The 16,134-nt window shown below is 69.6% G+C and carries 24 protein-coding genes; 17 read left to right on the top strand and 7 right to left on the bottom strand.

Annotated elements, in window-relative coordinates; translation table 11 throughout:
* Positions 1-16 precede the first annotated feature (16 nt).
* From ACQP2O_RS11625 to ACQP2O_RS11600, 6 genes are all read left to right on the top strand, one after another.
* The gene (locus ACQP2O_RS11625; protein ID WP_433182730.1) at positions 17-673 is read left to right on the top strand and encodes a hypothetical protein; all 657 of its coding nucleotides are present in this window, start codon (positions 17-19) and stop codon (positions 671-673) included.
* A gap of 63 nt (positions 674-736) precedes the next feature.
* A complete protein-coding gene (locus tag ACQP2O_RS11620; RefSeq protein ID WP_433182727.1) occupies positions 737-1,597 on the top strand; it encodes an SDR family NAD(P)-dependent oxidoreductase in 861 nt (286 codons plus the stop codon).
* 10 nt (positions 1,598-1,607) lie between these two features.
* Entirely contained in the window at positions 1,608-2,144 is a 537-nt protein-coding gene (locus ACQP2O_RS11615) for a MerR family transcriptional regulator (protein ID WP_433182724.1), read from the top strand.
* 127 nt (positions 2,145-2,271) lie between these two features.
* Complete coding sequence (locus ACQP2O_RS11610) at positions 2,272-2,682, top strand: VOC family protein (protein ID WP_433182721.1); 411 nt, start codon at positions 2,272-2,274, stop codon at positions 2,680-2,682.
* Between the two features lie 112 nt (positions 2,683-2,794).
* Positions 2,795-4,018 (top strand): FAD-dependent monooxygenase, encoded by a 1,224-nt coding sequence (locus ACQP2O_RS11605; protein ID WP_433182718.1) that lies wholly within the window; start codon positions 2,795-2,797, stop codon positions 4,016-4,018.
* Between the two features lie 34 nt (positions 4,019-4,052).
* Positions 4,053-4,769 carry a TetR/AcrR family transcriptional regulator gene (locus ACQP2O_RS11600; RefSeq protein ID WP_433182715.1) on the top strand — a complete coding sequence of 239 codons (717 nt, stop codon included), beginning with the start codon at positions 4,053-4,055 and terminating at the stop codon, positions 4,767-4,769.
* Positions 4,770-4,772: 3 nt separating this feature from the next.
* On the opposite strand, the gene ACQP2O_RS11595 is transcribed toward ACQP2O_RS11600, so the two are convergent.
* Positions 4,773-5,264, bottom strand: a complete 492-nt coding sequence (locus ACQP2O_RS11595) for an ATP-binding protein (RefSeq protein ID WP_433182712.1) — start codon at positions 5,262-5,264, stop codon at positions 4,773-4,775.
* A gap of 3 nt (positions 5,265-5,267) precedes the next feature.
* The gene (locus tag ACQP2O_RS11590) at positions 5,268-5,468 is read right to left on the bottom strand and encodes a hypothetical protein (RefSeq protein ID WP_433182710.1); all 201 of its coding nucleotides are present in this window, start codon (positions 5,466-5,468) and stop codon (positions 5,268-5,270) included.
* Between the two features lie 80 nt (positions 5,469-5,548).
* Here ACQP2O_RS11590 and ACQP2O_RS11585 point away from each other — a divergent pair, with 80 nt between their 5' ends.
* Both ACQP2O_RS11585 and ACQP2O_RS11580 read left to right on the top strand, forming a co-directional pair.
* On the top strand, positions 5,549-6,385 hold the full coding sequence (locus tag ACQP2O_RS11585; protein WP_433182707.1) for a helix-turn-helix domain-containing protein: 837 nt from the start codon (positions 5,549-5,551) through the stop codon (positions 6,383-6,385).
* Positions 6,376-6,471: a DUF397 domain-containing protein gene (locus ACQP2O_RS11580; protein ID WP_433182704.1), complete on the top strand. Its 96-nt coding sequence runs from the start codon at positions 6,376-6,378 to the stop codon at positions 6,469-6,471. The genes ACQP2O_RS11585 and ACQP2O_RS11580 overlap by 10 nt, the downstream gene beginning before the upstream one ends.
* Positions 6,472-6,527: 56 nt before the next feature.
* On the opposite strand, the gene ACQP2O_RS11575 is transcribed toward ACQP2O_RS11580, so the two are convergent.
* Positions 6,528-6,797 (bottom strand): YciI family protein, encoded by a 270-nt coding sequence (locus ACQP2O_RS11575; RefSeq protein WP_433182701.1) that lies wholly within the window; start codon positions 6,795-6,797, stop codon positions 6,528-6,530.
* A 24-nt stretch (positions 6,798-6,821) separates the two neighbouring features.
* Between ACQP2O_RS11575 and ACQP2O_RS11570 the strand changes: the two genes are divergently transcribed.
* The gene (locus ACQP2O_RS11570; RefSeq protein WP_433182698.1) at positions 6,822-7,526 is read left to right on the top strand and encodes a Crp/Fnr family transcriptional regulator; all 705 of its coding nucleotides are present in this window, start codon (positions 6,822-6,824) and stop codon (positions 7,524-7,526) included.
* A 9-nt stretch (positions 7,527-7,535) separates the two neighbouring features.
* Here ACQP2O_RS11570 and ACQP2O_RS11565 read toward each other — a convergent pair whose 3' ends face one another.
* Positions 7,536-7,976: a nuclear transport factor 2 family protein gene (locus tag ACQP2O_RS11565; protein ID WP_433182695.1), complete on the bottom strand. Its 441-nt coding sequence runs from the start codon at positions 7,974-7,976 to the stop codon at positions 7,536-7,538.
* A 35-nt stretch (positions 7,977-8,011) separates the two neighbouring features.
* On the opposite strand from ACQP2O_RS11565, the gene ACQP2O_RS11560 reads away from it, so the two are divergent.
* Entirely contained in the window at positions 8,012-8,797 is a 786-nt protein-coding gene (locus ACQP2O_RS11560; RefSeq protein ID WP_433182692.1) for a helix-turn-helix domain-containing protein, read from the top strand.
* Between the two features lie 123 nt (positions 8,798-8,920).
* On the opposite strand, the gene ACQP2O_RS11555 is transcribed toward ACQP2O_RS11560, so the two are convergent.
* Entirely contained in the window at positions 8,921-9,286 is a 366-nt protein-coding gene (locus tag ACQP2O_RS11555; RefSeq protein WP_433182689.1) for a DUF2218 domain-containing protein, read from the bottom strand.
* Positions 9,287-9,452: 166 nt separating this feature from the next.
* On the opposite strand from ACQP2O_RS11555, the gene ACQP2O_RS11550 reads away from it, so the two are divergent.
* Entirely contained in the window at positions 9,453-10,025 is a 573-nt protein-coding gene (locus tag ACQP2O_RS11550) for a TetR/AcrR family transcriptional regulator (protein ID WP_433182686.1), read from the top strand.
* Between the two features lie 53 nt (positions 10,026-10,078).
* Here ACQP2O_RS11550 and ACQP2O_RS11545 read toward each other — a convergent pair whose 3' ends face one another.
* Positions 10,079-10,735 carry a TetR/AcrR family transcriptional regulator gene (locus ACQP2O_RS11545; RefSeq protein ID WP_433182683.1) on the bottom strand — a complete coding sequence of 219 codons (657 nt, stop codon included), beginning with the start codon at positions 10,733-10,735 and terminating at the stop codon, positions 10,079-10,081.
* Between the two features lie 77 nt (positions 10,736-10,812).
* On the opposite strand from ACQP2O_RS11545, the gene ACQP2O_RS11540 reads away from it, so the two are divergent.
* On the top strand, positions 10,813-11,508 hold the full coding sequence (locus ACQP2O_RS11540) for a carboxymuconolactone decarboxylase family protein (RefSeq protein ID WP_433182680.1): 696 nt from the start codon (positions 10,813-10,815) through the stop codon (positions 11,506-11,508).
* An 85-nt stretch (positions 11,509-11,593) separates the two neighbouring features.
* Positions 11,594-11,779 carry a hypothetical protein gene (locus ACQP2O_RS11535; RefSeq protein ID WP_433182677.1) on the top strand — a complete coding sequence of 62 codons (186 nt, stop codon included), beginning with the start codon at positions 11,594-11,596 and terminating at the stop codon, positions 11,777-11,779.
* Positions 11,780-11,882: 103 nt separating this feature from the next.
* Here ACQP2O_RS11535 and ACQP2O_RS11530 read toward each other — a convergent pair whose 3' ends face one another.
* Complete coding sequence (locus ACQP2O_RS11530) at positions 11,883-13,094, bottom strand: MFS transporter (RefSeq protein ID WP_433182674.1); 1,212 nt, start codon at positions 13,092-13,094, stop codon at positions 11,883-11,885.
* 48 nt (positions 13,095-13,142) lie between these two features.
* On the opposite strand from ACQP2O_RS11530, the gene ACQP2O_RS11525 reads away from it, so the two are divergent.
* From ACQP2O_RS11525 to ACQP2O_RS11510, 4 genes are all read left to right on the top strand, one after another.
* A complete protein-coding gene (locus ACQP2O_RS11525) occupies positions 13,143-13,466 on the top strand; it encodes an ArsR/SmtB family transcription factor (RefSeq protein WP_433182671.1) in 324 nt (107 codons plus the stop codon).
* Between the two features lie 258 nt (positions 13,467-13,724).
* Complete coding sequence (locus ACQP2O_RS11520) at positions 13,725-14,255, top strand: hemerythrin domain-containing protein (protein ID WP_433182668.1); 531 nt, start codon at positions 13,725-13,727, stop codon at positions 14,253-14,255.
* 172 nt (positions 14,256-14,427) lie between these two features.
* Entirely contained in the window at positions 14,428-14,979 is a 552-nt protein-coding gene (locus tag ACQP2O_RS11515) for a YceI family protein (RefSeq protein WP_433182665.1), read from the top strand.
* Positions 14,980-15,146: 167 nt separating this feature from the next.
* Complete coding sequence (locus ACQP2O_RS11510; RefSeq protein WP_433182663.1) at positions 15,147-16,103, top strand: sigma-70 family RNA polymerase sigma factor; 957 nt, start codon at positions 15,147-15,149, stop codon at positions 16,101-16,103.
* Positions 16,104-16,134: the final 31 nt, after the last annotated feature.

The raw sequence follows: 16,134 nt of genomic DNA, 5'->3' as shown, positions 1-16,134 counted from the left end.
CGCGATACTGAGCCGCATGAGGCTGATCGGCTCCGGCCCGGATCGATACTGGCGCGTCTCCTCGCTCGCGTTGAAGGCGGCGCTGGCCGGGCTGCTGCTGTTCGCGCTCACGCATCGCGACTGGGACCGCTTCGCCGACAAGGCCATGGGCACCCGCGCCATCGCCTATCCCCTCGTGGCGCTGCTCGTACCGGTGGCCTGGGCGGTGTGGCGGCGGCTGCGCGGTCCGGTCCGTTATCCCTGGGACGTGGACGCGCTCCTCGTCGCTCCCTTCGTCATCGACGTCGCGGGCAACGCCGCCGACCTGTACGACAGCGTGAGCTGGTTCGACGACGCGTGCCACTTCGGCAACTGGGCGCTGCTCGGCGCCGCGGTGGGCGCCGGGCTCCGGCGCGGACCGGCGCTGCCGCCGTTCGTGCTCGCGCTGTGCGTCACCGGGCTCGGTGCCATCGCCGCGATCCTGTGGGAACTGGCCGAGTACCTCACCTTCATCATGGGCACCCCGGAGACGGTCGGCATCTACCGGGACACGCTCGGAGACGAGGCCCTCGGCCTGTCCGGTGCGGCGGTCGCCGGGGTGCTGACCGCGCTGCGCGCACGCGTCACCGCCGGCGCCGGGTCGGCACCGGCCCGTCGGTGGCGGCCGAAGTCCCCGAACACGCGATCGGACTGAGGCACGGCGCCTCTGTCGAGCGGGCTTGCGTTCGAGCGCGCTCGAAGCCATAGCGTCGCCGCCATGACGACACAGACCTGGATCATCACCGGCGCGTCCCGCGGTTTCGGGCGCGCACTGGCGGAGGCGGCGCTCGCGGCGGGCGACCACGTGGTGGCGGCGGTGCGCCGGCCCGAGAGCGTGGCCGACCTGGAGGCCGGGTACCCGGACAACTGCCTGGTCGCGAAGTTCGACGCCCGAGACATCGCCGGAGCCGCTGATCTCGTGCGGAACACCCTCGACCGCTTCGGGCAGCTCGACGTGCTCGTCAACAACGCGGGCCGGGCCGTGGTCGGAGCGGTCGAGGAGGTCGGCGACACGCAGCTGCGTGAGCTGATGGATCTGCACCTGTTCGGCCCTGCCGCGCTCGTCCGCGCGGCGCTGCCCACGATGCGCGCGCGGGGCACCGGGACGATCGTGCAGATGAGCAGCCAGGGCGGGAGGATGTCGTTCCCCGGCGTGTCGACGTACTCCGCGTCGAAGTTCGCCCTCGAAGGCTGGTCCGAGGCGCTGGCCGGGGAGGTGGCGCCCTTCGGGATCCGCGTGATGATCGTCGAGCCCAGCCGGTTCCGGACCGACTTCAACGCGGCCGACGTGCTCGAGTTCACCGAGGCGTCCGAGACCTACCGCGACCTGCTCGCCGGCGTCCGCGCGGACATGGCCGGGGCCGACGGCCTCCAGGAAGGCGACCCGGCGCGGGCGGCCCAGATCATCGTGTCCCTGGCGCACAGCGCCGAGGTGCCGCTGCGGCTGCCGCTCGGGCACGAGGCGGTCGAGCGTATCTCGGGTGCGTACCGGCGTGGCCTGGACGAGGTCGAGCGGTGGGCCGAGACCGCCCGCAGCGCGGACTACGAGGGCGTCGCGGCGTCCGTCCGCGCGATCTAGGCCGGCTGTCATGACCACCGACGATCTGATGGCCAGGGCGCTCGGAACGCTCGGGGACGACGGCCCGGTGTCGGTCGAGGCGATCCACCTCCTCGCCGACCTGGCCGACGTTCCCGACTCGATGGTGATCGCCGAGGTCGCCGACCTTCTCGACGTCTCGCCCCACACGCTGCGTTATTACGAGCGGGCGGGGCTGGTCGAAGTGGACCGCGACGGCAATGGTCATCGCGTCTACGACGCCGAAGCGGTGCGCCGCCTGGTGTTCATCACCCGGATGCGGCTGTCCGGGATGCCGATGCGCGACCTGCAGTACTACATTTCGCTGGCCGACGCCGGGGAGCACACGGTGCCCGAGCGGCTCGACATCCTGCTCGAACATCGCGACACCATCCGCCGCCGGATCCGTGAACTGACCCTCTCCCTCGCGGCGACCGAGTACAAGATCGCCACGTACGGGGGCTCGGCCGGGCCGGACGTTCAGGCCCCCGCCATCGACACCGACACCGACCGCATGACGCCGCCACCCGACGTGTCGCCCCGACCGTAGGCGTCAGCGCTGACAGCGCGCCGAACGACCTACGACCAGCGCCCGATGGGCACATGATCATGTGCTCTCTAGGCTGGGGGCCACCCGTCGGCCCACGATGGACCCGCGCCCACCAGGAGGTATCCCGATGCCGGCTGACGCCACGGCTCATGTACGCATCGCCCGCCCGTCACGTGACCTGCAGGCCGCGGAACGCTTCTGGATCTCGGGTCTCGGCCTCGATGTCCTGTTCCGGCATGAGTCGGACGGCACTCCTGGAGAGCACTCGCTTCTCATGGTCGGCTGGCCCGATGCCGCCTGGCACCTCGAACTCGTCCACGATCCCGCCGCCCCGATGGCTCCGCGGCCGACTCCCGAGGACCTGCTGGTGATCTACCTCGGCGAACCCGTGCCCGACTCCCTGGTGGAACGGCTCGAACGGCACGGCGGAAAGCGGGTACCCGCGCACAACCCGTACTGGGACACCTGGGGCGTGACTCTCGAGGATCCGGACGGCTATCGGCTGGTGCTGTCCACCCGCACCTGGTCCAACTCGTAGCGCGTTCTCTCCCCGCCGCGCGCCACCGGAGCCTGGCCTCGACTGACCGATAGAACCGTTTTGGTCAGTTTTTCGGCTACCGTGGTCGTGACACACACGGAAGGGAGTCGCCATGACGGACACGGCCAGGCAGGGGCGGGCGCTGGTGGTCGGGCTGGGGATCGCGGGCATCGCCACCGCGCTGCGGCTGCGGCAGGTGGGCTGGGAGCCGGTGCTGGTGGAGCGGGCGGCCGCGCGGCGGTCGAGCGGGTACTTCATCATGCTGTTCGGCGCCGGTGTCGCCTCGGCGCGGCGGCTGGGCGTGCTCGACGCGATCGGCGACCGCAACCATCCGGAGCTCGTCGGCTACGAGGTGAACCGGGCCGGGCGTCGCACCCCCGGCATGAATCCGGCCGACCTCCCCGGCGTGGTCACCAGACCACGGCAGCTGCTGCGCGGCGACGTGGAACGGGGACTGTTCTCCGCTCTGCCGGACGATGTGGAGATCCGCTACTCCACCGTGCCCACCCGCATCACCCAGGACGACTCCGCGGCCGAAGTCACCCTGCACGACACCGCCTCCGGCGCCACCGTCACCGAGCGCTTCGACCTGGTGGTGGGCGCCGACGGGATGCGCTCAACCGTACGCAGCCTGGTCTTCGGCCCCCAGGAGTACCTGCACCCGCTGAACTACATGATCGGCGCGACCGCGCTCGATGCGCCGATCGAGGGCTTCGGCCTGCACGACGGCCTGATCCTGGCCGAGCCGGGACGCTCGGCATGGACCTTCCCCTTCGCCGACCATCCGCCGAGCCTGCTGTTCTCCTACAGCACGGACGACATCGACGCCGAGTTCGCACGGCCGCCGATCGAGTCCATCCGCGCCGCGTTCGGCCCGCAACCCGCCGGTCCCCTGCTGGAGAACCTGTTCACGCGGTTCGAGCAGGCCCCGGAGTCCCTGTACGACGCCGTACACCAGGTCAAGATGCCGAGCTGGCACCGCGGCCGGGTCGTCCTCGTCGGCGACGCCGCCTGGTGCGTCACCCTGTACGCGGGCATGGGCGCCTCCAGCGGCATCGCCGGAGGCGAACTGCTGGGCACCATGCTGCAGCGCCACCCCGGCGACCTGCCCGGCGCGCTGCGCGCGTGGGAGGCCCGGATGCGGCCGTTCATCGACACCGAGCAGGACAGCGCACTGATCATGCGCAGGCTCTTCACGCCCCGCGATCGCAAGGAACAGATCGTGCGCACCGCGATGCTCCGCCTCATGCGCAGGCCGGTCCTCGGACCGGCCATGGGCAAGATAATGAACGGCCCGGACTTCACGAACAAAGAACTCGACGTCGCCGCCGTGTGACCCGCTTCGAGCACGAAAGAACAGGACAACCCCGGTGAGCCAGCTGATCGAACACCACTCGCGCAAAGCCGCCCGCATCCTGGACAGCACGCGCGAGCTGGTGCTCGACCACGGCGTACGCAAGGTCACGGTCAGCGAGATCGCCCGGGCCGCAGGGGTCGGCAAGGGCACCGTCTACCTGTACTGGGCCGCCAAGGAGGACCTCATCCTCGGGCTGTTCGCCCGCGAACTACTGACCTTTCTGGATGAGGTCATCGCCCGCATCACCGCCGACCCCGCCACGGTGCTGCCGCGCCGCCTGGCCCCGCTCCTGATCCGCACGGCGCTGAAACGCCCGCTGGCGCCCCGCATGAGCAGCGACCTGGTGCGGCTGCTCACGCAGCAGGCCGGCGACCGCGACCTGTTCGCCCGCACCAAACCCAGCGCCCTGTGCAACGCGGTCATGCCGATCCTCCACCGCAACGGCCTGATCCGCCACGACCGCCCCTGGCCCACCCAGGCCTACGCCCTGCACGCCGTGCTCACCGGATTCGGCACCGTCATCTCCGATCCGGCCACCGCCCCGCTCGGCGTCGACCACCCTGACGAGGTCCTCGCCGACACCGTGGCCCAGCTGCTCGAACCGCCCGTCGCCCCCGGCGAGCAGGCCATCGCCGCAGCCGCCGAGGAGACCGTCGCCCTCTTCCGCGAAACCAGAGACGCCGTGCTGGAGCTCATCGAGCGCAGTCAGGTCACCGGAGACGGCTCGTAGCGATCACCGCTGCTCGCATGGCACGAATCTCAACCGCGCCCAGACGACGCGGCTGCCGTCTCGGTGCCGGTACGTGCCGTACCGGCCGGCCAGGGCGCCGATGCCGTACAGGCCGAGCCCGCCCTCCGGCAGGTCGCTCTCTTCGGCGAGGGCGGTCGCGACCGGATCCCGCTCCGGGAGCCGAGGTTCCTTCGGCCCGCCCGCGTCGATGACGTGGATCTCGCCGAACGTGGGCCAGCGGTACAGCGCGACGGTGAACGTCCCCTCGGGACGGCCGGACGCCGAGTGACGGATCGCGTTGGTGGCGAGTTCACCGGTGACCCACGCCGCGTTGTCGGCGATGGGCGCGTCGGCGAACAACTGCGTCACGAACGTACGGGCGGCGCCCACCTGGTCGGGCGTTCCGGCGAAGCGGCGCTCCCACCGCAACATGCCGGGTCGTCTTTCGGCCACCCGGCCGCCGAACGGCCGCCACTTCTCCTCCCACGATTTCAATGATCATTCCCTTCCTCTGCGAGGACGTTCGCGAATGGCGACGTCGTACAGTTCCAGGCTCTTGCGAGCCGCCTCCGGATATCGCCGTACGAGACGATCCAGAAGAGTGAGGTCCGCCGCCACCGACACTCCTCCGGATCCAATCGAATCGAGCGCGCCCCGGAACTCGTCGACGGCGCGCATGAGCTCATCCGGCGAGGTCATGGCGGCTCCTAAGTCGCTGATTTCAGTCCCCAGAATGACCAATAGGCCGTACGCTGAAAGCGATATCGGCGGCAGAGCCAATGCGTGCAAGCCACGTCAGAGAGGCGTGGAGCACTGTTAAATCCGACGAAAGGGGTGTCATGGGCAGATCTTCGAGCCCGACGCTCACCACTCTCGGACGCCTCGTACGCACATATCGGGACGCGTCCGGAATTCTCCAAAAAGACCTCGCCAACCGCCTCGGCTACTCCGACGGCTGGCTCAGCAACCTCGAAACCGGCCAACTCCGCCCCCGCAGCGAACAGGTCCTCTCGATCGAAGAGGCCCTGAGCCTCCCCCGCGGAGCCCTCATGGCCGTGTACGACCAACTCGACCGCGAATCCCTGCCAGGCTGGTTCCGCCCGTGGCTGGAAGAGGAGAAGAAAGCCACGGTCGTACGGTCGTTCGCGCTCACCCTCGTTCCCGGGCTGCTCCAGACGATCGATTACGCCCGCGCCATGCTTCAGGACGACGAGCCGGCGGTCACCGCACGGATGGAAAGGCAGGCCATCAGGCAGCGGGAAACACCGCCCGCGCTGTACTTCGTAATCGACGAGGCGGTGCTTCACCGGGAGCGCGGCGGAGCCAAGGTCATGCACGATCAGCTCATGGCAATGGCCGACGCGGCCTCTCCCCGGCTCACGATCCAAGTTGTACGCTCGGCGGTGAACCCCCGAAACCTGGGAACGTTCACCATCGCGACCGTGGACGGGAACGACGTGGGCTACGTGGAGACAGCCGTAAGAGGAATCGTCACGAGCAGCCGGGACGACCTGGCGGTCCTCTCCGAGGCGTGGGAATCCATCAAGGCGCACGCCATGCCCCAACACGAGTCGGTCGATTTCATTCGCAGAACGGCGGAGGAACGATGGACGTGAAGAACGCCGACTGGCGCAAGTCGAGCCGCAGCGGCGAGAACGGCGGCGAGTGCGTCGAGGTCGCCACGATCGACCACAGCGCATAACCCCCGGGGGATCCCCCGCCCTTGATCACCGGAGCCAAGGGCGGGGGATCCTGTTGTCACGAGGCGTTCGGTCCGACGATCAGGGTCCACTCCCGGATGTCGTGCACTCGTACGCCTGGCGTGTTGTAGTACGGGTCGGCGTCCATGATCGCGTCCAGTCCCGGACGGTCCACGTCGAAGATCAGCATCGCGCCGGTGTCGTCCGCCCACGGTCCGGCGGCGATGAGCCGCCCGTCGGCGTGCAGGCGTGCCAGGACCTGCCGGTGGGCGGGACGGGCGGCGAGCCGTTCGGGGTGTTCGGTGAAGGCGAGTTCGACGATCAGCATGCGGCCGACGGTACGTTCGTGGGCGTGACCACGTCTGTATCGGTCGATACACCTGAGCAGTGGCGGTCGCTGAGCGCCGTACCGTTGCTGGCCTCGCTCTCGGATACGAGGTTGCGGCAGGTATGGCACGATTCCGCGCCGCACGCGGCGTCGACCGGGCAGGTGCTCCGCAACGCGGGCGATCCCGCCGGCCACCTCCTGCTGCTGTTGCGCGGCCGGGTGGCCGCCACGACCACGACGGCCACCGGGCGAGTGGTCCGCTTCGGGGACTGGGCGGCGCCCTGCGCACTGGACAAGATCGCCGTGATCGACGGCGGAGGACATACCGCCGCCCTGACCTCGCTCACGCCCTGCGTCGTACGCAGCCTGCCGCGCGACCGTTTCCTGTCCCTCGTCGACGACGTGTCCTCGGTGCGCACACATGTGCTGCGGACGCTCGCCGGACACGCGCGGCGACAGCAGGAGCGCCTGACGGCGACGGCCACGCTCCCCACCGACGCTCGGCTGTCGGCCTGGCTGCTGGACCAGGCGGCCACCGCTCCAGACCGCCGTGTGGCTCTGCCCGGCAGCCAGCAGGCCCTCGCGGACCTGCTGGGGGTCACACGCGTAACCGTGAACCGCGCCCTGGCCCGGCTACAGCGCGACGGGCTGATCGAACTTCACCGCGGTGCCATCGTCATCCTCGCCCCGGAGCTGCTCGAACTCCGCACCCACGGCCGCCCCCTCTGACGCGGCCGGTCAGCGATCAGCCGATTCCCACCACGCCAGATTGGCGGTCGCCTGGGCCACCGGCTCGATAATCTCCCACGCCTCGGCGATCAGCCCACCGTCGAACCGCCAGATATCGACGACCGCGATCTCCGGCCCGGCACCGGGAAGCCGGCGCCGGGAGGACATCACGACGTGCTCGCCGTCGGCGAGCACGTGCTGGACCTCGACTTGCATGTCGGCGAGCGGGATGAGCGCGGAGCGTACGGCGGCGAGCCATTCCGCCTTGGTCGACGAGGTGGAGTCCGGCCGGTGATGGACGAAGTCGTCGCGCAGCAACGCCGCGAGCGCATCGACGTCGCCCGTCTCGACCAGTTCCGCCAGCGCCCGTTGGACGGTGCTCTTGTTCTCTGTGGTCATGGCGGCAGTGTTTCCGCCGTCGCGGCGGTTGTCGATGAACTCGGATTTCATGGCGCACGACTCCACGATGAGTAGCATCGACGATCATGCACACGGTCGGGGAGCTGTTGCGGCAGTGGCGGCATCACCGGCGAATCAGCCAACTCGATCTCGCGATCGCCGCCGACGTCTCCGCTCGTCACGTCAGCCTGGTGGAAACCGGCAAGTCCAATCCCAGCGCCGACATGGTCCTCCGGCTGGCGGATCAGCTCGATGTGCCGTTGCGTGAACGCAACCGGCTGTTGCTCGCCGCCGGCTTCGCACCCCGGTACGCCGAACGGCCTTCCGACGCGGGCGCGATGTCGGCGGCCTGGGACGCGGTCGAGAGGGTGCTCCGCGCCCACGAGCCGTACCCGGCGCTGGTCCTCGACCGCCGATGGAACATCGTGATGACCAATCGCGCCGTCGACCCGTTCTTCGCGGACGTTGCCCCCGACCTGCTGCGGCCGCCGATCAACATGGTCCGGCTGGGGCTGGACCCGCGCGGGCTCGCTCCTCAGATCGTCAACCTGGCCGAGGCGCGTGCGGCGCTCCGTACCCGAATCCGGCGTCAGCTCGCCATCGCTCCCGACGCCGAACTCACCGCCCTCTACGAGGAACTGCTGGCACCCGACGCCGAGGACGCGAGCCACCCGATCGACTCCGAGGTCGTGACCTCGATGATCTTCCGCTTCGGCGGACGCGAACTGCGGCTGTTCTCGACCATCACCACGTTCGGCACCCCGATGGACATCACCCTGGACGAGGTCGCGATCGAGTCGTACTACCCGGCGGACGCCGAGACCGCCGCCTACTTCACGAAGTCCGCCACCGACGCTCGAGCCGCCACGTAGCCACCTGCCCCCTGATCACCTGCCGATGGTCGCCGACGGATAGCCCCAAGCGCGGGGTTCGGGGGCCGTTCACCAGGTGGGCGTTCAGGGGCTGTGCCGCGCCGTTCTGCCAGGACGACCTCCTCAGCCGGTTCCGGACTCCGTGGCGGTCGGCTGCCAGGCGACGGTCAGCTTCTCGCGCCGGCCGAAGCGTTCCAGATCGCGGGTGACGATCTCCTGGATCCGCCGTAGGGCGTCCTCGTCGGTGGCGTCCACGCGAAGGTTCAGGGTGTGGTCGGTGGCTTCCAGGCTGCATCGCCCCCATGGGGCGATGGTGACGATGCCGTGGGTGTCGGACCATTCGGCGCTCACAGCCCCTGCGGCGCCGGCTCCATGGGAACGGCGCCGATGGCCGCCGCCCGTTCTGCCCATGGCGGCGGCGTGGCCGCAGAACTGGGCGAGGTAGCGGCCGGGACGGTCGATTTCGATGGTGGCCTGGGAGGTCGGCATGGCGTTCCTTCGTCGGATGTCGTGTGCGGGAGTCAGATCCTGGTCGCGGTGACTCACCGGATTTCTCCCGTGGTCGTCCGCGTCGTGATCGCCGCCAATTTATCGAGACAACTGTCTACGGTCAACGACAAATGCCTACGACAGCGGCGCTGCGTATAGTGATCGGATGCCCAAGCTGTGGGAGGAGTCGATCGAGGCGCACCGCCATCAGGTGCGGGACGCGATCCTGGACGCGACGGCCGCGCTGGTCGCCGAGCAGGGCCCGTCGGTGACGATGTCGCAGATCGCCGAGCGCGCCGGCATCGGACGGGCGACGCTCTACAAGTACTTCGGCGACATCGGCGCGATCCTCCACGCCTGGCATGCCCGCCAGATCACTCGCCACCTGCGCGAACTGGCCGAGATCCGAGACCGCACCAGCGGGCCGACGCGCCGGCTGGCGGCCGTGCTGGAGGCGTACGCCCTCATCACGCACCGGACCCGTCGCCACGACGACATCGAGCTGGTCACGTTCCTGCACCGGGGTGAGCAGGTCACCGAGGCCGAACGACACCTCCACGAGATGGTCCGGGAACTGATCACCGACGCCGTCCAGGCCGGTGAGGTACGCCGGGACGTGGCGCCCGACGAGCTCGCCGGCTACTGCCTGCACGCGCTGGGCGCCGCAGTCGCCCTGCCCTCCGAAGACGCCGTACGCCGTCTCGTCCAGGTGACGATGGCGGGATTGCAGACGGCTTAGAACGACACCGGCCGCGTACGGCCCGGGCGTTCACGGTGGCGCCGACCGGCTGATCACGGCGTCGGGCGGACTCCGACGAGTTTGGCGAGGAATCGGTCGATCTGGTCTTCGAGTGGGGGCCAGGGAAGGTCGGGCTCGTTGACGCGTATCGAGACGGCGCCGTGGACGGCCGCCCTCAGGTCGAGTGCCACCGCCGCGGCGTCGTCGGCGGGCGCGAGTCCGGCGTCCATGCACCGCTGGACGGCCGCCGTGACGCGTTCACCCAGCTCCTCCTTGAAGGCCAGGTGCGTCCGCTGGTTGAGCGTGCTCTCGTGGAGCACCTTGTAGAGACCGGAGTGGCGGCCGACCCAGGTGCCGATGAAGAGCAGCCGGGCACGGAGCCGGCCGACCGGGTCGGCCGATGCCGCCTCGGCCTCGTCGAGGTCGCGCATCAGGTCGCGATGGCTGCGCTCCAGCGCGGCGTAGACGAGGGTGTCCCGGTCCTCGAAGTGGATGTACACGGAGGTCGCGGCGATGCCGACCTCCCGTGCCACGGCGCGCAGGGACAGCGCCTCGTCGTCGCCGAGATCGTCGAGTAGTCGGAGGGTGGCGGAGAGGATCTCGTTCCGCAGCCGTTCGCCCTGGCCACGGGGGTTGCGGCCGCGTGCGCGTCTCGGCGCCGGGCCCTGCGCCTCGGAGGTCTCGTCGTGCGCTGAGGAGGTCGCGTCCATAGATCCGCCATTGTATTGGAACGGTCGTTGCCTTACTGTCGTAGCGCTACAGCCGTTCACTTAGCGAGGGAGTCCTCATGAACGTCCCGTCCGACACCCAGGCGAAGGCGCTGGACCCGGTGTTCGCGGAGATGAGCGCCGCCACCGACCGCAAGCTCTGGGACGAGATCTCCGAGTTGTCGACGCGGGAGAAGATCCTGCTGTCGCTCGTCGCCGACGTCTGCCAGCAGACACTCGGGCTGCCGTTCGAATCGCACGTCGCGATGGCGCGGGAGCACGGCCTGTCGGCCGATGACCTCCGGGAGCTTCTCCGCTTCATCGCGTACGACAGCGGATATCCGGCGGCGCTGGCCGCCCTGGCCCGGCTGGTCGACATCGAGCGTGAGCAGGGCCTGACCGGCCCCACCGGCCACGGTCACGAGGTGAACGCCGACGGCGCGGAAAGCCCGATCCCCGCGCGGACCCGGCAGGCCGTCCACAACCTCGACGCCCCGTTCGCCGACTACATGGACCTGCAGTCACGCATGCGCGCCGGAATGAGCCTCCTGAGCGTACGGGAGCGCGCGTTCGCGACGATGACGGTCGACGTGCTCTTCCAGACGCTGGACGAGAGCTTCCGCACCCACGTGACCCGCGCTCTCAGCGCCGGCGCGACCCCCGACGAGGCCCGCGCCGTCGTACGGTTCTCCGCCCGGTTCGGCATGACGAAGGCGTGGAGCGGCCTCCGGGCCCTGAACGCGCTGTTCACCGAGACCGGAACCGTCTTCGCCTGACCGATCCCCGGCGAGGCGGCCGCCGCGTCACCCACCCGGCCGCCTCGAGGCGTCCATCAACCGCAAGCACGGCGTCTACGCCTCGGTGTGGAGCAACAACGAGCCGTGGCAGAAGGGCGGCAGCAAAGAGGGTCACGCGATCCTCGCCTACGGCTACTCGGGCAACACCATCTACTGGTGGGACCCGTCCGACAACAGCAACCACAAGGCTTCGGCCGCCGCCTCCTACTCCGCGCTCAAAGCGCGCGGCATGACGTTCATCACCGGCTGATCCGCGGACCGGCGGCAGGCATCTCCCAGATCGACATGCCCCAGCCGCCTACCGCTCCGGCCCCACGCCGGTTCCGCGTGGGGCCGGAACTCACGGGGATCGATCAGCCGGCGGCCGGCTGACGGTCACCGTTGAGGCGGTCCTGGCCCTGTGGCGGGCGGGTGGGGATGTGTTCGACGGTCGCGATCGCGGCGATGGCGATGGCGCCGCCGACGATGGGGACGGCGATCGGGCCGGAGGTCGCGAGGGCGATGCCACCGACGGCGCCCGCCATCGCGACGCCGAGGAACTGGGCGGAGAAATGCAGGCCGAGGGCCGGCGAACGCTGGTCGGGGGCGAGGGTGACCAGGCGGGTCTGCTGGCTGATGCCGCCGGACCACCAGGCCGCCCCGAAGATGAGCATGATCGGGAAGGCGACGGCGGTGCCGACCGCCGTGTGCGCGTGAATGCCGGTCAGCAGGGCGACAAGGGCGATCATCACGGCGACGGTGAGCAACGCGAGCCGCAGCACAGGGGCCAGGGCGTATCGGGCGATGAGGTGTCCGATCACTCGGCCGCCGATGAGTCCGCCAGCGCCGAAGACGACCATCAGGGCGGCGACGCCGGCGCTGCCCGCCCCGGTCGCGGCCTTCATGACCGACGACAAGTATGTGTAGACGGTGTATGAAGCCAGGAACAGCCCGAACGTGGTCGCCAGTGCCCGCTGGACGGCCCGGTGGCCCAGCAGCGTGAGCCGACCGCCGGCCGGAGCGCGCGACACCGGCACCTCGGGCAGGAAGGCCCCCAGCAGCACCGCGCTGAGGATGGCGAGCCCGGTGACGAAGAGGAAAGAGATTCGCCAGCCGAACGTGGACCCGATCATCGTGCCGATCGGTGCGCCCGCGGTCAGCGCCAGGGCATTGCCGGTGGCGGTGACCGAGATCGCCCGTGGCAGCAGTGCGGGCGCGGTCAGAGCGGCGGCCGCGGCGGCGGCCGGTGCCAGGAACAGGGCCGCACCCGCGGCCGCGAGGATCCGCGCGGTGATGAGCACGGCCACGTCGGGCGCCAGCGCGGCGAGCAGGTTCGCCGCCGCGAAGAACACCGCGGCACCGATCAGCAACCGCTTTGGCGGGACGTCGTGGAACAGCCTGATCAGCGGTGGCCCGCCCAAGGCGTACGCCACGGCGAAGATCGTGACCAACTGGCCGCAAACGGCGACGGAGGTGTGCATGTCGCGGGCCACGGCGGGCAGCACGCCCGCGATCACGTAGCCCTCCGTCCCGACGGTGAAGGTGCCCAGGGCGAGCAGGTAGATCCGGGGGTTCAGCGTGGACATGAGTCCAACGGTACAACGATCTTTGAACCATTGGACTATCTTGGAGGCATGCGTGACGCTTTTCATGCCGACCCGACGGATGTGACGCTGGCAGCCGCGCTGAACGGCCTCAGCGACCCGCTGCGCCTGCGGATCGTCGACCTGCTCTCCCGTAATGGAGAGACCGAGTGCTCAGCGATCTACCACGAGCTGGGGATAAGCAAGTCCAACGCGTCCCACCACTTCCGGATCCTGCGCGAGTGCGGACTGCTCCGCCGCACCCACGAGGGGCAGCGGCAGAGCGCCCGGCTGCGCACAGAGGAGTTCGAAGCGCGGTTCCCCGGCCTGCTCGCCGCCGTACTGGACAACATCGAGGCCGGCGAAGGCCGCTGACCGCAGCCAGGCCGCGGCCGGCGTTGACCCCTGTGACGGCGCCGTGGTAGATCCATGGCTCGTGCCGCGTGTCGGCGCCAGGTGGACGGCGTCGGCATGGAGGCACCGTGATCAAGGAGACCGCCATGCGTCCACGCCTTCGGTCCCAATAAGGGGCACCGGGGCCCGACCGGCCCCCTACCGCGGTCCGACCTTTCATCGCCGCCCGACCGCATCGCGGGCTCCAGCGGCGGTGTTCTCCTTGATCGAAAGTGATTCATGCCTGATTCGTACGCCAAGTCCACTCCGGCCCACGAGGACCGGGCACGGTCTCTCGGGGCGCAGCTGGCCGAGGTTCACCAGTGGCTCCGCGCCGAGCTGGCGCGACTCCGCGAAGAGATCGCCGCCTATGCCGACAGCGACACCGCACAGTCCCCCACGCCGCTGCGGGTGCACTGCACGGCCTTCTGCCAGGCGCTGACCCGGCACCACACCAGCGAGGACACCACGGGGTTCCCGGCCCTCGGCGAGCAGTTCCCCGAGCTGATCCCGGTGCTGGCGGAACTGCAGCGGGATCACCTGCTGGTCGCCGACATCCTCCGCAGGCTGCGAGAACTCCTCACGACGCTGACACCGGACAACGCCGGGCCGGTACGGCTGGAGCTCGACGGGCTGACCGCGATCCTCGAATCCCACTTCCAGTGGGAGGAGCGAAGACTCCTGGACGCCTTCGACGCACTCCGGACGCCGAGAACGAGCGAGGATCTGTTCGGCCCGACCATCCGCCGCGAAGACGAGCACCGCCGGTAGGAACGCCGACGGCATCCTGGTGGGGCCTGGCCGTGCACGCAGCCGTACGGTCCGGCTCCGCGGGTGGCGGATCCGGCTCGGTGGACGTTCCGAGGGCCAGGGTTGTGTTCAGTTGAAGTTTCAACTAAACTCGCCATCGCTACTCGTTGAACATTCAAGCACAGGAGCGACCATGAGCGTCACCGCCACCGACCTGGGACTGACCGCAGGCACCTGGAACATCGACCCGGCGCACTCCGAGGTCACCTTCACCATCCGCCACCTCATGACCAAGGTGCGCGGCTCGTTCACCGAGTTCTCGGGCTCCGTCGAGATCGCCGAGGACGTGCAGGCCTCCACCGCCACCGCGGAGATCAAGCTCGGGTCGATCGACACCCGCAACGCCGACCGTGACAACCACGTCCGGTCCGCCGACATCCTCGACATCGAGAACCACCCGGCGATGACGTTCACGACCAAGGGCGTCCGCGTCGAGGGCGACACGAACCTCGTCGACGGCGAGCTCACGATCAAGGGCATCTCCCAGCCGGTCACCCTCGAGGTCGAGTTCAACGGCGTCGGCGAGGACCCGTGGGGCGGCACGCGCGCCGGCTTCAGCGCCACCGCTTCCATCAACCGCAAGGACTGGGGCATCGAGTTCAACGTGCCGCTGCCCGGCGGCCAGAAGGCCCTCCTCGGCGACAAGGTCGACCTCCAGCTGGAGATCCAGGCCGTCCGCGCCTGAGACCTCGCACACCACGGTCGCCGCAACGCACCACGGCAGGGAGCACTCGCGGGAACACCGCGGGTGCTCTCTGTCATGTTGAGGGTGCCCGCAATCGGGTATCGCGGAACAGCAGAGGGCACATTCGCGTTGATCCGTTTGGGATTCGATGTGAGAGCGAGGTGGCCATGGCGGCGACCACGAACGACAGCAGGCGCGTCAGGCGGCCGGGGCGGGCGGCCGAAGGCGATCTGCTCGGGGCCTACTTGGATGAGATAGCCGCCACGCCACTTTTGAACGCCGAAGAGGAGATCGAGCTCGCCCTGGCCATGGAGGCCGGGCTGCTCGCGCACAACCACCTCGACGAGGAGACCTTCCCGGACGGCGCGACCCGCGAGGAGCTCGAGGAGATCGCGGCGCGCGGCGACGCCGCGAAGGACCGTTTCATCCTGGCCAACCTCCGCCTCGTCGTGAGCGTGGCCCGGCGCTACCCCACGGACGGCCTGAGCCTGCTCGACCTGATCCAGGAGGGCACGATCGGCCTGATCCGGGCCGTCGAGGGCTTCGACCCGCGCCGGGGTTTCAAGTTCTCCACCTATGCGACGTGGTGGATCCGGCAGGCCATCGGCCGGGCGCTGGCCAACTCGTCCCGGTCCGTACGGCTGCCGGGCGCGGTGCACACCGACGTCAACCGGCTGCGCAAGGCCCGCCGTGAGCTGGTCCTGCTGACCGGTTCGGAGCCGACCGACGAGGAGCTGGCCGCCGAGCTCGACCTGCCGGTGGAGCGCATCGGCGAGCTGGACCGCTGGGACCGTACGCCCGCGAGCCTCGACGCCGTCGTCGGTGAGGACGAGGAGACCTCGCTCGGCGACCTCCTCGCCGACGAGACCACGCCCTCGCCCGAGGAATCGGCCATGGCGAGCGTCCAGCTGGAGATCATCGACGACATGCTGGAGCGTCTGGAGCCGCGTGAGGCGGTCGTACTGCGGGCGCGGTTCGGCCTGGAGGACGGCACCGAGCACAGCCGCCGGGAGATCGCGAGCCGCCTGGGCGTGTCCGCCGAGCGGGTCCGGCAGATGGAGCTGGCAGCCCTGCGTCGCATGCGCGAGATGGCCCAGCGGATGGACGCTCCCCTGGCCGCCTGACACCGATCGGAAAGACGATGGTCCGGCCCGC

Source organism: Actinoallomurus sp. CA-150999 (genome assembly GCF_050942425.1).
Classification (GTDB): Bacteria; Actinomycetota; Actinomycetes; order Streptosporangiales; family Streptosporangiaceae; genus Actinoallomurus.
The sequence above is the reverse complement of the archived record's forward strand: the minus strand, read 5'-3'. Positions and strand labels throughout refer to the sequence as shown.